Annotated in this window: 13 protein-coding genes; 10 read left to right on the top strand and 3 right to left on the bottom strand. The window is 69.6% G+C overall.

The genetic code is table 11. The annotated features are described in order from the left end of the window. The coding region (locus CH341_RS18970; protein WP_146604537.1) for a xanthine dehydrogenase family protein molybdopterin-binding subunit at positions 1 to 1,756 on the bottom strand (1,756 nt) is incomplete at its 3' end. A 222-nt stretch (positions 1,757 to 1,978) separates the two neighbouring features. Between CH341_RS18970 and CH341_RS18965 the strand changes: the two genes are divergently transcribed. After that, positions 1,979 to 3,007, top strand: a complete 1,029-nt coding sequence (locus tag CH341_RS18965) for an ABC transporter substrate-binding protein (RefSeq protein WP_111420558.1) — start codon at positions 1,979 to 1,981, stop codon at positions 3,005 to 3,007. 18 nt (positions 3,008 to 3,025) lie between these two features. Here the strand turns inward: CH341_RS18965 and CH341_RS18960 are convergent, their stop codons facing one another. Together CH341_RS18960 and CH341_RS18955 are read right to left on the bottom strand one after the other, a co-directional pair. Then, on the bottom strand, positions 3,026 to 4,522 hold the full coding sequence (locus CH341_RS18960) for an amidohydrolase family protein (protein ID WP_170149711.1): 1,497 nt from the start codon (positions 4,520 to 4,522) through the stop codon (positions 3,026 to 3,028). 235 nt (positions 4,523 to 4,757) lie between these two features. Continuing rightward, positions 4,758 to 5,174 carry a HutP family protein gene (locus tag CH341_RS18955; RefSeq protein ID WP_111420556.1) on the bottom strand — a complete coding sequence of 139 codons (417 nt, stop codon included), beginning with the start codon at positions 5,172 to 5,174 and terminating at the stop codon, positions 4,758 to 4,760. Positions 5,175 to 5,668: 494 nt separating this feature from the next. Between CH341_RS18955 and mdcB the strand changes: the two genes are divergently transcribed. From mdcB to CH341_RS18910, 9 genes are all read left to right on the top strand, one after another. Next, positions 5,669 to 6,643 (top strand): triphosphoribosyl-dephospho-CoA synthase MdcB, encoded by a 975-nt coding sequence (gene mdcB / locus CH341_RS18950; protein WP_245431139.1) that lies wholly within the window; start codon positions 5,669 to 5,671, stop codon positions 6,641 to 6,643. 168 nt (positions 6,644 to 6,811) lie between these two features. Further along, a complete protein-coding gene (gene madB / locus CH341_RS18945; RefSeq protein WP_111420554.1) occupies positions 6,812 to 8,026 on the top strand; it encodes a Na+-transporting malonate decarboxylase, carboxybiotin decarboxylase subunit in 1,215 nt (404 codons plus the stop codon). An 18-nt stretch (positions 8,027 to 8,044) separates the two neighbouring features. Beyond that, positions 8,045 to 8,878, top strand: a complete 834-nt coding sequence (locus tag CH341_RS18940) for a biotin--[acetyl-CoA-carboxylase] ligase (protein ID WP_111420553.1) — start codon at positions 8,045 to 8,047, stop codon at positions 8,876 to 8,878. A gap of 23 nt (positions 8,879 to 8,901) precedes the next feature. After that, complete coding sequence (mdcA, locus tag CH341_RS18935; protein ID WP_111420552.1) at positions 8,902 to 10,566, top strand: malonate decarboxylase subunit alpha; 1,665 nt, start codon at positions 8,902 to 8,904, stop codon at positions 10,564 to 10,566. A 17-nt stretch (positions 10,567 to 10,583) separates the two neighbouring features. Beyond that, on the top strand, positions 10,584 to 10,898 hold the full coding sequence (mdcC, locus tag CH341_RS18930) for a malonate decarboxylase acyl carrier protein (RefSeq protein ID WP_111420551.1): 315 nt from the start codon (positions 10,584 to 10,586) through the stop codon (positions 10,896 to 10,898). Between the two features lie 18 nt (positions 10,899 to 10,916). Next, entirely contained in the window at positions 10,917 to 11,873 is a 957-nt protein-coding gene (locus CH341_RS18925) for a biotin-independent malonate decarboxylase subunit beta (protein ID WP_111420550.1), read from the top strand. A gap of 34 nt (positions 11,874 to 11,907) precedes the next feature. Continuing rightward, positions 11,908 to 12,789 carry a biotin-independent malonate decarboxylase subunit gamma gene (gene mdcE, locus CH341_RS18920; protein ID WP_111420549.1) on the top strand — a complete coding sequence of 294 codons (882 nt, stop codon included), beginning with the start codon at positions 11,908 to 11,910 and terminating at the stop codon, positions 12,787 to 12,789. Between the two features lie 24 nt (positions 12,790 to 12,813). After that, positions 12,814 to 13,911 (top strand): acyl carrier protein, encoded by a 1,098-nt coding sequence (locus CH341_RS18915; RefSeq protein WP_111420548.1) that lies wholly within the window; start codon positions 12,814 to 12,816, stop codon positions 13,909 to 13,911. Positions 13,912 to 13,919: 8 nt separating this feature from the next. Further along, positions 13,920 to 14,410: malonate decarboxylase holo-[acyl-carrier-protein] synthase (locus tag CH341_RS18910; protein WP_245431138.1), on the top strand; the 491-nt coding region annotated here is incomplete at its 3' end.

The raw sequence follows: 14,410 nt of genomic DNA, 5'->3' as shown, positions 1-14,410 counted from the left end.
CCGCGCCGGCCGCCCGTCGCAGCAAGGCGGCCGCCGCCTCGAGGATCGCGGAGCCGCCGACCGTCAGCGAGCGCGACGCGCCCGTGCCGTTGCCCCGCGCGATCAAAGCCGTGTCGCCCTGGACGATCGTGATCGCGTCGGGTGAGAGACCCAGCGCATCGGCCGCGATCTGGGCGTAGGTGGTCTCGTGACTCTGGCCGGACGACTTGGTTCCGATGCGGACCTCGACCCCGCCGTCGGCACCGACGATCATCTCGGTGGATTCGCCGAAGGCGGGCGCATAGCCCTCGATCGTGAAGGCCACGCCGACGCCGATGCGCAATTCCGGTCTGTCGGCGCGGCGTGCGCGGGCCTCCGCCAGAGCGGGCCGCATGGCGTCGAGCTGGGCCGGAAAATCGACGCTGTGGAAGGTCACGCCGGTCCGCGCGGTCCAGGGCAGCATGGCGGGCGTGATCAGGTTGCGGGCGCGGATCTCGACCGGATCCAGGCCGAGCCGGCGGGCGGCCATGTCGACCAGCCGCTCGAGCGCGAACGCCGCCTCCGGCGCGCCGGCGCCGCGATAGGGCGCGGTCGGGACCGTGTTGGTGAGCACCCCGCGCAACACCGCGTGCAGAGCTACGATCCGGTACGGACCGGTGAGCGCCTTCGCGGCATTGAGCGCCGGCGTCACGCCGCGCGGCGCCAGATAGGCCCCGAGATTCACGTCGTCCGCGACGTCGAGCGCCGTGATGAGGCCTTCCGCATCGACGGCGAGCCGTGCCCGGATGCGATGATCGCGGCCCTGCACGTCGGACAGGAAGGATTCGTTGCGGGTGGAGATCCACCGCACATCCGCCTTCAGCCGGCGCGCCGCCCAGGTCACCAGCGCCGCCTCGACATAGGCCACGTTCTTGCCACCGAAACCGCCGCCGATGTCGGGCGCGACGACCCGGAGAGCCGAAGGATCGATCGCGAGGACGTCGCGCGCCAGCGCATCGCGCAGCGGATGCGGCTTGCCGGCCGCCGCGATCAGGGTCGTGGTTCCGGAGAGTGCGTCGTAGCGCGCCAGATAGGCACGGGTCTCGATCGGCGCCGGCGCGAGGCGCGGCACCAGCGTGTCGATCTCGACCACCACGGCGGCCGCCGCGAAGCACGCCTCCGCCGCAGCGCGCGTGCCGATCTCGTGAGAGAACAGCACCGGGTCCGCCACGCCCGCCATGCCGTGCGCGAGCGCGCCGGCGACGTCGACCACGGCCGGCTCCGCGGCGATCTCCAGCGCCACGGCTTCGGCTGCGTCCATGGCACGCGCGAGCGTCTCGGCCACCACCAGCGCGACCGGCTCGCCGACGTAGCGGACGCGCCCGGCGGCGAGCAGCGGCTGCGGATCGGCCACTGCGGCCGGGCCGTGCTGCCTTGCGTCCTCCTCGCGCCCCGGCGGGCACACCTCGAACGGAATGCCGCGCAATCCGTCCTGCGCCACCTCGGTCGCAGTGAGGACCGCGACGACCCCCGGCAGCGCCGCTGCGGCTTCGGTCTCCAGCCGGACGATGCGGCCCGCCGCGACCGGTGAGCGGAGCACCACCGCGTGCAGCATGCCGGGTGCGGCAGCGTCGGCGACGAACCGGCCGGCGCCGCGCAGGAGACGGTCGTCCTCGACCCGGGGCAGGGAGCATCCGACCCACTGCGTTCCGGCATGCGATACCGGCTCGTCGAGCCGATCCGCCGGATCGTGCGGCGGCTCCCCTACCGGCGACGGCACAGCCCATCTCTCAGGCATCACTTGCTACTCGAATCGGCACGCGATCGAACGGCGCCGAAGCAGCCCGGTCGCGGAGCGTCGACCGGGGTGGTCGGCGGCAGGTTTCGGATGGAAAGACACTTTGTATGACATCTCCAGCAATCGACGTGCCATGCGGCGCGGCTTGGCACCCCGATTGCTTGCCCTTGCGCTCCGGCCTGCGGGTGAGAACGCTGCGGGCGAGAACGAGGAGAGGGTGCCATGACGAGCAAGGCGACGATCGGCAGGCGCGACGTGCTCGGGGCCGCTCTCGGCGGCACGCTCGGCGCATTGTTCCCCGCAGCCCCGTTCCAGGGCGCGGCGCGTGCCGCGGGCTCCGACGCCGCCCCGCTTTCGTTCCAGCTTTCCTGGATCAAGAGTATCCAGTACGGCGGCTATTTCGCGGCGATCGAGCAGGGCTTCTTCAAGAAGCACGGCGTCGACCCGACCTTCAATCCGGGCGGCCCCAATGTCGACGCCGTCGCCAATGTGGCGAGCGGGCTGTCGCCGATCGGCGACCGGATCACCGGCCCGCTCGTGCTGGCGCGCGAGAAGGGATTCCCGATCAAGATCATCGCGACCGTGTTCCAGAAGAGCCCGACCGCCATCATGAGCCCGGCCGGCAAGCCGATCCGGGCGGTGCGCGAGCTCGCCGGCAAGACCATCGCGTCGCCGCTGTCGAGCCGCCCGATCCTGCTCAACCTGCTGCGCGACGCCGGCGTCGATCCGCGTTCCGTCACCATCGTGCCGGCCTCGCCCGATCCGACCGGCCTCGTGAGCGGGCAGCTCGACGCCTATATCGGCTACTCCACCAACCAGGGCGTCATGCTGCAGACCCGCGGCTTCGAGATCGTCGCGCTCAACGTGCACGATCTCGGCGTGCCCGAGACGGCGGGGACCATCTACGCTCGCGAGGATTTCCTGAAGGACAACCGCGATCTCACGGTGCGATTTCTGCGCGGCGCCATCGAGGGCTGGCGCTGGGCGCTGGAGCGGCCTGAGACCACGGCCAAGCTGATGGTCGAGAAGTACGGCAGCCCCGGCCTCAACTACGACGCCCAGCTCGCCGAGATCCGCGCCAGCACGTCCCACATCATGGCGCGGGTCGGCACCGAGAAGCTGCTGTCGATCGACCTCGATCAGTTCGCCACGGTGATCGACCAGTATCGCCGCGCCGAGATCGTGAAGTCCGACCTGAAGGCGACGGACCTCTGCGACCCGAGCTTCATCGACGCCGCGCTCGCCGCCTGATCGGCGTCGAGCGCGCGGTCAGAAGCGCGGCAGGTAGCGGTCGTAGCCGAGCTCGGTCGAGAAGGCGCGCGACTGGATCGCCTGGAACGCGGGCTCGATGACGTCGGCGGCCGAAGCGAGCGCATCGAGGTCGCGCCGCACCATCGGCATCGCGGCGGCGAGATCGCGCGTCAGCTTGCTCTCGTCGTAGGTCGCGCAGCGGCCGTCGCGCACCACCTGCCGGCCGGCGACCCACACGTGTCGGATCGCGCGCCCGGTCTCCGCGAAGACGAGCTGCCGGGCCGCGCTGTTGAACGGCCGCCACGCCGGATCGTCGAGATCGTAGGCGACCAGATCGGCCGCCATGCCGGGTGCGACCGCGCCGAGGACGCCCTCTCGCCCGGCGGCGCGGGCGCCGCCCAGCGTGGCGAGCCGGATCGCTTCGGCGGCCTCCGGCCGCTCGGGCCCGACGATGCCGATGCCGCCGAGCAGGCAATAGAGCTTCATCACCTGGAGCATGCTCTGGACGTCGGCGCAGCTGCAGTTGTCGCAGCCGAGCGACAGCGGAATTCCGGCGCGCCGGTAGGCGGCGAGCGGCGCGACGCCGCTGCGCAGCTTCAGATTGCTCAGCATGTTGAGGACGACGCCCGTGCCGGTGTCGGCGATCCGGGCGATCTCCTCGGCGTCCGGCCACACGCCGTGGGCGATCGTGACGTGCGGTCCGAGCAACCCTGCGTCGTCCATCAGGGCGATCAGCGAGCCGGCGTGATCGGTGTAGCGTTCCTTGCCGAGCAGGCGCTGCAGGCGCGTTTCGTAGACATGCGTGTAGACCGGAAGCCCCCCGGCCTTGGCGAGATCGCCGACGCCGCGCAGCAGCTCGAACGAGCAGCGCTGCGGCGCCGAGGGGCTCAGCGCCCAGACGACGGCGCCGTCGCGGTCGCCGATCCGGGCGATCTGCTCCTCGACGAAGGCGAGCTGGCGCGCCGGATCGCCGGTCGCGGTGCCGACCGTCGCGTGATGCTCGTGCGGCACCATCTCGTCGGCCCACAGGATGGTGTCGAGCTGCGACTTGTCGCGCACCGCGATCGACAGGATCACGCGGACTCCGACCGTCGCATAGGCGTCGACGATGGCGTCGACATAGGCCGGATCCATCGGCGCGAGATTGAGGAAGTCCTGAACCGTGGTGATGCCGTTGCGGGCGCATTCGACGGCACCCAGGATGGTCCGCAGGCGGACCTCCTCGATCGACCGGTCGGAGCCGATCGGGCCGGCGATCATGCCCCAACGCTCGAGCGACATGGTCTCGAACATGCCCTTGGCGAGCACGTCGTGCGAATGATAGTGGCTGTTGACGAAGCCCGGCGCGAGCAGGTGGCCGGAGAGGTCGATCACCTCGTGCACGCCGGGCGGAACCGGATCGCCCACCGAAACGATGCGGCCGTCCCGGACGAAGACGTCGGCGACCGCCGGCGCGTCGGTGTCGCCGCCGTGGTCGTACACGAAGGCGCCCTTCAGGACGAAGCTCCGGGCCATCGATCGTCTCCCCTGTCCGCAGGCGCGTACCGGCACGGACCGCCGTGTGCGACTTGGTATACCGAGCCGCCGATGCCGGCGAAAGCGCGGATGCGCGCCAGAATGGTGCGTCACCTTGCCCAGGACCGTGCCAGGACCGTGCCAGACCGCCCGGCCGAGCAGGGCCGGCGCGAGCCGGGCCAGCGCGGGGCGGGGCAGCGTGGACCGGGAGACGCGAGCGTGACGGCGAGAGCCGTCACAGATGCATGACGCCGAAGCCGATCCGCTCGTGATTGGTGAGCTGGTGCATGGCGGAATCGCCATAGGCCGCGATCGCGACCCATTTGCCGTCGGAGACGATCGCCACCTTGACCTTGAGGCTGCTGCTGTCGACGACCGCATGGGTCAACCCGTGCCACGCCTCCAAACCGGCATGGACGACGGCATGGATCGGGCCCGCCTTCTCGGTGATCGTCTCGGCCTTGAGCGCCGCGCCGATCAGCGAGCGCACGAACACCTTCTCGATGTCGCCCTTGCGTCCGCTCACATAGGTCACGGTCAGCTTGAGATGATGCTCCTGGCCGACCAGCGTCTTGATGTGAGTCTCCTCGTCGTCGTTCGACATGGCCGTGATGAGGGCCAGCTTGCCGATGCGATTGGTCGCGATGTCCATGGGGCACCTCGGGATCGGGGGGACGGGGACGCCACCTCCCGCAGCGGCGCGTGTCATGAATAGCCGACCTCTCCCGCGGTTGAACAGACATTCCTCCTGATCATCTCAGCCGTGCGCCGGGAGCAGGACGTTGCGCCTTTCAGGACATGTTTCAGAAAACTGCAATCGAGGGCGGCCGAAGCGTGTTTCCACCATCCGGGATTCTGCTTGCTCGATCGCGATTGACAGGACGAGCTCGTGAGAACAGATTTCGCGGCGTTCCGTGATGCGTGGCTGTCGACACGGAGCATGTGAGACCAAGCGAACGGCCACACCGGACTCCGGGTCTCTTCGCCGCGCCAGCGCGCAGGGCGATCCGGTCGACACCAAGTGAACCCGCGAATCTCGTGACGGTGCTTCTCGAGCGGTGACGTGCCGAACCGGTACGCCGCGCTGCGCCCTCCCGTGCCTGACGATGTCCTCGTCCAGGTCCGTGGCCGCGCAGGAGTATCGTCGTGGGTCTCTCCTCCGTCCTCCCGGAAACACCGGTCGTTCCAGCCTTGCTCGACGGCGCCGCTTGGCGCATCGGCTCGGCGACGCTGACCGGACTCCTCCTCGAAGTCTGCTCCCACCCGAAGCCCGGGCTGGTGACGCCGCGTTCCATGGGCGCGCACGAGGACATGGACGTCCGCACCTTCATGCTGTCGTCGGCGGCGATCGCGCCGTGCCTCTACCAGTGCGCGGCGCTCGGACGCGCGCATCGCGGCGCGCCCGTCCGTCTGCTCTCCGCCGTGCGCGCGGTCGGTCGTGAGCACGACGCCGCACTTCTCGCCGCCACCAACGGCGTCAACACCCAGCGCGGCGCCCTGTTCTGCGCCGGCCTGCTCGCCGCCGCCGCCGGCTGCGTGAGCCGCGCGACCGACGCGCTGTCGGCCGACGACGTGCTGAGGACCGTCGGCGAGATCACCGAAGGCCTGTGCGAGCGCGAGCTTCGCCGCAACGCCGGCGAGCCGCGCACCGCCGGCGAGATCCTGTTCCGGCGCCACGGCACGCTCGGCATCCGCGGCGAGGTCGAGGCCGGCTTCCCCAGCGTGGTCGACTGCGGGCTGCCGGCCTTGCGCACCGCGCTGGCCGCCGGGCACGGTCTCGACCGGGCGCTCGTGCACGCGCTCGTCGCGCTGATCGCGATCTCGGAGGACACCACGGTGATGTGGCGCGGTGGCCCCGAGGCGCTCGACTTCGTGCGCGCCGAAGCCCGCCACGTGATGGACCTGGGCGGTGCGCTGACGCCGGAGGGCGTCGCCGCCATCCATCGCCTCGACGAGGCCTGCATCGCGCGCCGGATCAGTCCCGGCGGCTCGGCGGATCTCCTGTCGGTGACGGTCGGCACGCATCTGCTGGAGCATCCGGCCTTCCCGCAAACCGCCACCCGAGGCTTCTGCCTCGACGGCGACCGACACCACCCGAAACCCGATGGAGACCGACGATGAACGTCATCGTTTACACGCTGGCCGCCTACGCGATCACCGCGGTGATCTCGTACGCCGTGATCGGCGTGATCGTGCTGCTGAACAAGGTGCTGAACCGGGGCGAGGGGGCGTGAGCCCCCGCGTCCGCCGGCCCGCCCGGGCCGACTGACACTCAACAAGGACAATACGATGTTGGAGCAACTCTTCGCGGTCTTCCCGGGCATCGCTACGATGTTCGTGCAGGATCCGATCATCGCGGTGACGCGCATCGGGCTGATCGTCATGGGATTCGGCCTCGCCTATCTCGGCTTCAAGCGCACGCTTGAGCCGCTGATCATGGTGCCGATGGGCGTCGCCATGATGTGCGTGAACGCCGGCGTGATGTTCCTCGAGGGCCACAAGATCGGCACCTTGATGCTGTCGCCGCTGATCGCCGATCCGGCCGAGCTCGTGAACGCCATGCAGGTCTTCTTCCTGCAGCCGATCTACAACTTCACCTTCTCGAACTCGCTCGTCGCCTGCATGCTGTTCTTCGGCATCGGCTCGATGTCGGACATCACCTTCATCCTGGCGCGTCCCTGGGCCTCGATCACGATCGCGATCTTCGCCGAGCTCGGCACCTTCGTGACGCTGGTGATCGGCTATTACTGCGGCCTCACGCCGGGGCAGGCCGCCGCGGTCGGCTCGATCGGCGGGGCCGACGGCCCGATGGTGTTGTTCGCCTCGCTGGTGATGGCGAAGGATCTCTTCGTTCCGATCTCCATTATCGCCTATCTGTATCTGTCGCTGACCTATGCGGGCTATCCCTATCTGATCAAGCTCCTGGTGCCGGCCCAGTATCGCGGCGCCGAGATCGAGATGGAGTTCCCCGAGGTCACCCAGAAGTCGAAGTTCATCTTCACGATCGTCGCGGCCACGCTGCTCTGCCTTCTGCTGCCGGTCGCCGCGCCGCTGATCCTCTCCTTCTTCCTCGGCGTCGCCATCAAGGAGGCCGAGATCGAGCCGTACCAGGAGCTCCTGGAGAAGACCATCACCTACATGTCCACCCTGCTGCTCGGCCTGGTGCTCGGCATCCTGTGCGAGGCGTCGACCCTGCTCGACGTGCGGGTCCTGCTGCTGCTCGTCCTCGGCATGACGGCGCTCCTGTTCTCGGGCATTGGCGGTCTCGCCGGTGGTTGGCTGATCTGGGCGATCTCGCGCGGCAACTTCAACCCGGTGGTCGGCATCGCCGGCGTGTCCTGCGTGCCCACCACGGCGAAGATCGCCCAGAAGATCGTCGGCGAGTCCAACCCCTACGCGATGATCCTGCCGGTCGCCATGGGCGCCAACATCTGCGGCCTGATCGTCTCGGCGATCGCGGTCGGCGTCTTCGCCTCCACGATCGGCCTGGTGGCCGGTCACTGAGACCCGGAGGATCGCGCCGTGCACGCCCTGGTTCACGATAGGCTCGTCGCGCCGCTCGACGCGGGCGACCACACGGACGGCAGGATCGGCGACACCGTCCTGCGGATCCCGGTGGTCGAGTCGACGAATGCGATGCTGATCGAGCTGGGGCGTGGCGGCGCGACCGACGGAACCGTCCTGATCGCCGCGGATCAGGTCGGCGGTCGCGGCAAGGGCGAACGCTCCTGGTTCTCCCGTCGCGGCGAGAGCCTGTGCGTGTCGGTTCTGCTGCGGCGGAGCCCGCGTCGCGACTTCGGCCAGCTCACGCTGGTCGCCGCGGTCGCGATCCACGATGCGGTTGCGCGGCTCGGGATCGAGACCTCGATCAAATGGCCGAACGACATCCTGCTCGGCGACCGCAAGGTCTGCGGCATCCTGGCCGAAGCGGCGGCGAGCCCGGAGGGGGAGATCGAGTTCGTCGTCCTCGGCTTCGGGCTCAATGTCTCGATCGCGGCGGACGACTTTCCGCCGGCGTTGCGCGACATCGCGGGCTCGCTTCAGCAGGCGACGCACCGTCCGCTGGGCTGCGACTCGGTTCTCGACCCCTGCCTGTCGGCGCTGTCGGACTGGATCGCGGTCTGGGAAGAGCATGGCTTCGCGCCGGTGGCCGAGGCCTGGCGGCGTCACAGCAGCACGCTCGGGCGGCGCGTCGTGGTCGCCGACGAGCGGGAGCAGCGAAGCGGAACGGCCGTTCGGCTCGCGGCCGACGGCGCCCTCGTCCTGCGCGACGACGCCGGGCGGGAGCATCACATCCACTCCGGAGACATCTGCAACGGGCGGGCGCCGGTCGGGCGGCCTGGTCCGGGCGAGTGAACACGTCCTCAAGGGGGTTCTACATGAAAGTCGAACGTCAATGGAACACGTTGGAGCGTGATACGGCGCAGCGAATGGAAGCCGCCGCACGCTTCATCGGTCCGGGCAAGCAGGTGAAGGTCGAGGACGTCGTGCCGCTGCTCGAGGCGGTGGTGCGGCCCGGCGACAAGGTCAACGTCGAAGGCAACAACCAGAAGCAGGCCGACTTCCTGGCCGAGGCGCTGTGCAAGGTCGATCCGGCCAAGATCCACGACCTGCACATGGTGCAGTCGTCGGTGCCGCTCGCCGCGCATCTCGACGTGTTCGAGAAGGGCATCGCCAAGAAGCTCGACTTCGCCTTCGGCGGCCCGCAGTCCGGCCGCGTGGCCACGTTCATCCGCGAGGGCAAGCTCGAGCTCGGCGCGATCCACACCTATCTGGAGCTGTTCGGGCGCTACTGCCTCGATCTCACGCCGCGCGTGTCGCTGATCTGCGCCTACGAGGCGGATCGCGAGGGCAACCTCTACACGGGCTTCAACACCGAGGACACGCCCGTCATCGTCGAGGCGACCAAGTTCCGCAAGGGCATCGTCATCGCCCAGGTGAACAAGATCGTCGACAAGCTGCCACGCGTCGACATCCCGGCCGACTGGATCGACGCCGTCGTGCAGTCGCCGAAGCCGTTCTTCATCGAGCCGCTGTTCACCCGCGATCCGGGCCTCGTCACCGAGCGCCACATCCTGCTCGCCATGATGTGCCTGAAGGGCATCTACGGCGAATACGGCGTGAAGCGGATCAATCACGGCATCGGCTTCCTCACCTCGGCGATCGAGCTCTTGCTGCCGACCTACGGCGAGGAGCTCGGCCTCAAGGGCAAGTGCTGCACGCAGCTCGTGCTCAACCCGCATCCCACCATGATCCCGGCGATCGAGTCGGGCTGGATCGAGGCGATCTACTGCTTCGGCGGCGAGCTCGGCATGGAGAACTACGTGCGGGCGCGGTCCGACGTGTTCTTCACCGGGCCGGACGGCTCGCTGCGCTCGAACCGCGCGCTCGCCCAGACGGCGGGTCACTACGCGCTCGACATGTTCATCGGCTCGACGCTGCAGATCGACCAGTACGGCAACTCCTCGACCGCGACCGCCAATCGCGTCGCCGGCTTCGGCGGCGCGCCGAACATGGGCTGCGACGCCAAGGGCCGGCGGCACTCGACCGACTCGTGGCTCAAATGCGGTCGCGAGGTGCCGAGCATGAACGAGCTGATCGGCGACATGCCGCGCGGCAAGCGCCTCGTCGTGCAGGGCATGGAGACGTTCGGCGAGGGCCGCGCCCCCGCCTTCGTCGACAGGCTCGACGCCTGGAAGCTCGCCGAGAACGCCAAGCTCGATCTGCCGCCCGTGATGATCTACGGCGACGACGTCACCCACCTCGTGACCGAGGAGGGCATCGCCTACCTCAACCGCTGCGCCGATCTGGAGACCCGCATGGCGGCCATCCGGGCGGTCGCCGGCTACACCGAGGTGGGCCTGCGCGCCAAGCCCGAGGAGACCAAGCGGCTGCGCGACGACGGCATCGTCAAGACCGCCGCCGACCTCGACATCGACCCCGACACCGCCACCCGCGACCGGCTCGCGGCCCGCAACATGCGCGAGCTCGTGGACTGGTCGGGCGGTCTCTACAACCCGCCCGCCCGCTTCCGGAACTGGTGAGCCACGGAGACACGACGATGGCCCTCAACACTCTCGAATTCGAATGCAAGGCCGAAGCCGCCTCGGTGCGGCTCGCGGCGCCCGTGCACTACGGCGTGGTCGGCTCCGGTGACCTGGAGGTGATCCTGGAGCCGCGCGATCTCGAAGGCGCCGTCACGGTCAAGATCACGACGCCGGTCGCCGGCTTCGACGCGGTGTGGCGCAAGGTCCTCGAGACCTTCGTGAACCGCGCGAAGCTCGCCGACGTCGCCATCGACATCAACGACAACAACGCCTCGCCGGCCGTGGTCTCCATGCGCCTGCAGCAGGCGTTCGCCGAAACCGCCGCGTGACGCGGGAGGACGATTGACATGGCGAACTGGAGCAAACTTCAGACCCGGAGCTTCCTCGAGTCGAGCGCGCGCGATCGCGCGATCGGCCTGGTGGACGAAGGGACCTTCACCGAGCTGGCCGGTCCGTTCGACCGGATGTCGAGCCCGCATCTCGTCGCGCTCGGCGAGGCCGTCGAGTTCGACGACGGCGTCGTCACCGGCGTCGGGCGGATCGGCAAGCGGCCGGTCTTCGTGATCTCGCAGGAAGGCCGCTTCATCGGCGGCGCCGTCGGCGAGGTCGGTGGCGCCAAGATGGTCACCACCATCGATCTCGCCATCGGTTTCGCGGACGAGCTGCGCGCCGCGAACCCGAAGATCGCCCCGGACGAGCTGCCCCTCGTGGCGATCTCGTTCGAGACCGGCGGCGTGCGTCTGCACGAGTCGAACGCCGGCCTGCTCGCGCATGCCGAGGTGATGGACGCGTTCCAGCGTGCCCGCGGCAAGGTGCCGGTGGTCGCGCTGATCGGCTCGCGGATCGGCTGCTTCGGCGGCATGGGCTTCGTCGCCGCCGCGACCGACGTGATCGTGATGAGCGAGTTCGGCCGCCTCGGCCTCACCGGCCCCGAGGTGATCGAGGAGGAGATGGGCAAGGACGAGTTCGACGCCTCCAACCGGGCGCTCGTCTATCGCACCACCGGCGGCCGCCACAAGTACATCATGGGCGACTGCAACTTCCTGGTCGACGACCGCATCGCCGCCTTCCGCGGCCAGGTCACCGAGCTGTGCAAGCTGCCGGTCGGAGACTTCGAGCAGTTCCGCCGCATCGGCTCGGCCGCGCTGGTCGAGAAGCAGATGCGGGCGGTGGCGCTCGCCGCCGAGATGCAGCCGAAGGACGCCTACGACGTCTGGCGCCGTGCCGGCAACAACGATCCGGCCGGGCTCGGCGACGCGCCCGTCGACGACTTCCGCAAGCAGGCGCAGCGGCTCTCGGTCTGAGCCCGCGCCGCGCAGCCAAGATTTGGAGATCACCATGGACACCCTGATCGGGCAAGGACTGGTCGCCCTCGAGATGATCGTCGACCCGGGCTCCTTCGCGCGCGACCGTGTCGGCGCCAAGGAGTTCACCGACGAGAGCTACGGCCCCGGCGCCGTGGTCGGCACCGCGACGCTCGACGGCCAGACCGTCACGGTCATCGCCTCGGACGCCGAGGCCTTCAACGAGAAGTTCCCGGTCGTCTACGCCGGCATCATCGGCATGGAGGAGGGGTACAAGATGGCGTCCGCCGTCTACGCGACCCTCGCGGCCGATCGTGACGCGCCGGCGTCGGCCAAGCGGCCGATCGTGCTGATCGTCGACACCCCCGGGAACGGCCCCGGCAAGGTCGAAGAGATCTTCGGCATGAACAAGGCGACGGGCGCCTATCAGCTGGCGCTCGCCGAGGCCCGCGCCGCCGGTCATCCGATCGTCGCCGCCGTCATCGGCCGCGCCATCTCGGGCGCCTTCCTGTGCCACGGTCTGCAGGCCGATCGCATCGTCGCGCTCGACGCCAAGTTCGGCACCATGATCCACGTGATGCCGCTCACCAGCGTGTCGCGCATCATCAAGAAGAACATCGAGGTGCTGGAAGAGCTCTCCAAGAGCAACCCGGTGTTCGCCGCCGGCCCGCAGTTCTTCCACAAGCTCGGCGGTGTCGAGGAGGTGGTGCCGGAGATCGCCGATCTGCGGTCCGTGGTGATCCGGCAGGTCGCCGCGCTGCGCGTCGCCAAGGCGAAGGGCGAGGCGACCGGGCCGGTGGGGCGTGCCGTGCTCGGCGCCGCCCGCGGCGGCCGTGTCACGCGTCCGCAGGTCGCGGCCAAGATGGCGGCCGAGTTCGCCGCCGTCGCCGACAAGTACCGGCCGCAGAGCGCCTGAGCCGAGACCCCGGAGGCACCCGCGATGTCCGACGCACTCGACGATCTGGAAGAGATGGCGTCCGCCTTTGCGACGGCTCCGTCGATGGCCGAGATGCCGCGACGGACGCTGACCGACAAGGGCATCGCGGGGCCGACGGCGGCCCACGTGGTCGAGGAGGTGCACACGCCCCTCAACCTCGCCTACGTGACCTTCACGACCGGATCGTCGGCGTTCCAGAACATCGTCGGCGTGACGTTCAGCGAGATCGAGGAACGTTGCGCCGTCGCGCGCCGCGTCCTCGACACGGTCGGGGCGGTGGCGGGCCAGCGCATGCTGGTGACCTACCCGCCCCTGGTGAACGTGTTCTCGCGGCCGGCGCTCGATCGCGCCGGTCTGCAGTGGTTCTTCCTCGAACGGTCGAGCCGCGAGGCGTTCATCGTCGCCTTGTGCCGGCAGCAGCCGGCACTGGTGCTCGGGGAGTCGTCGTTCATCCGCGCCAGCCTGGAAGAGGCCTCCAGGCTCGGCCTCGCGGATCGGCTCCCCGAGCACCTCGTCATCATGGTGGCCGGCACGCCGCTCGATCTCGACCTGCTGCCGGTCGCAGAGCGGCACGGCTACCGGGTGCACGATCTCTACGGCTGTCAGGAGTTCGGCTGGCTCACGCTGGACGGCGTTCCGCTGCGCGACGACATCGTGCTGGTCGCGTCGCCGGCCGGCGAGGGCTGGCGCGAGCTGGTCGTCGGCGGCCTGCCGACCGCGGACAGCTTTCCGTACGCGGAAAGCGGTCACGTCTGCAATCCGCAGGGCCGCATCATCACCTATCGCCGACGGCGGACGCATCCGGAATACGAGGTGCTGGTCCGCCGCACGCCGCACGCGGCCGAGACGGTCGATCGCGCGGCGCGTACCGTCCTGCGCATCAAGGGACGCGTCGTGAAGGTGCCGCCCGGTCTCGTCACCGGCGCGGCCGCGACCGAGCTCGAGCTGGTGCCGAGCCTGCCCGCCGCCGACGGCCGGGTGGTGGCCCCGATCCGCATCGTCGGCCCTGTTGCGACGAGGCTGTTCGACGATCTGGTGCGGGCCCAGATCGATCTCCAGGCGACCGCCAAGACCGATCCGGTCTGGCGCAAGACCCGATAGGCGGCGCCATGCAGTTTCCCCGGCACACCCTGATCTTCATGCGGGCCGCGGCGCGGCCGGGCCTCGCCGAGGCCGTGGCGGCCGGCGTGCTGCCGCAGTTCCGTCGCGCGCCGCTGCAGGCCTGGGCGGCCGCCGCGTTCACCGACAACGACATTCCCGGCATCGCCTGCCGTCCGGAGCGCACGGTGCCGAACGGGCATGTCGAGCTCGGCGTCGCCTTTCCGTTCCGTCACGACGGCTCGCGCGTTCGCGCCCGCATCACGGTGCCGCTCGGCGCGATCGCCGACATCCGCTCGCCCTACGAGGTGCTGGCGGCGCCGCGGCCGCGCGACCTTCCCTTCGCGCCGGTGCTCGACGCGCTGCTGGAGGCGGCCGCGGATCACGACACGCGTCTCGGCGTGTTCGGGTCGATGGCGCTGCAGCTCGCCACCCGCCTCGGTTATGTCGAGGCTGTCTCGGATCTCGACCTCGTGGTGCGCGCCTCCGGCGACAGCAAGGC

Origin of the sequence: Rhodoplanes roseus (genome assembly GCF_003258865.1) — a bacterium.
Classification (GTDB): domain Bacteria; phylum Pseudomonadota; class Alphaproteobacteria; order Rhizobiales; family Xanthobacteraceae; genus Rhodoplanes; species Rhodoplanes roseus.
This window is presented reverse-complemented; position numbering and strand designations above follow the sequence as displayed.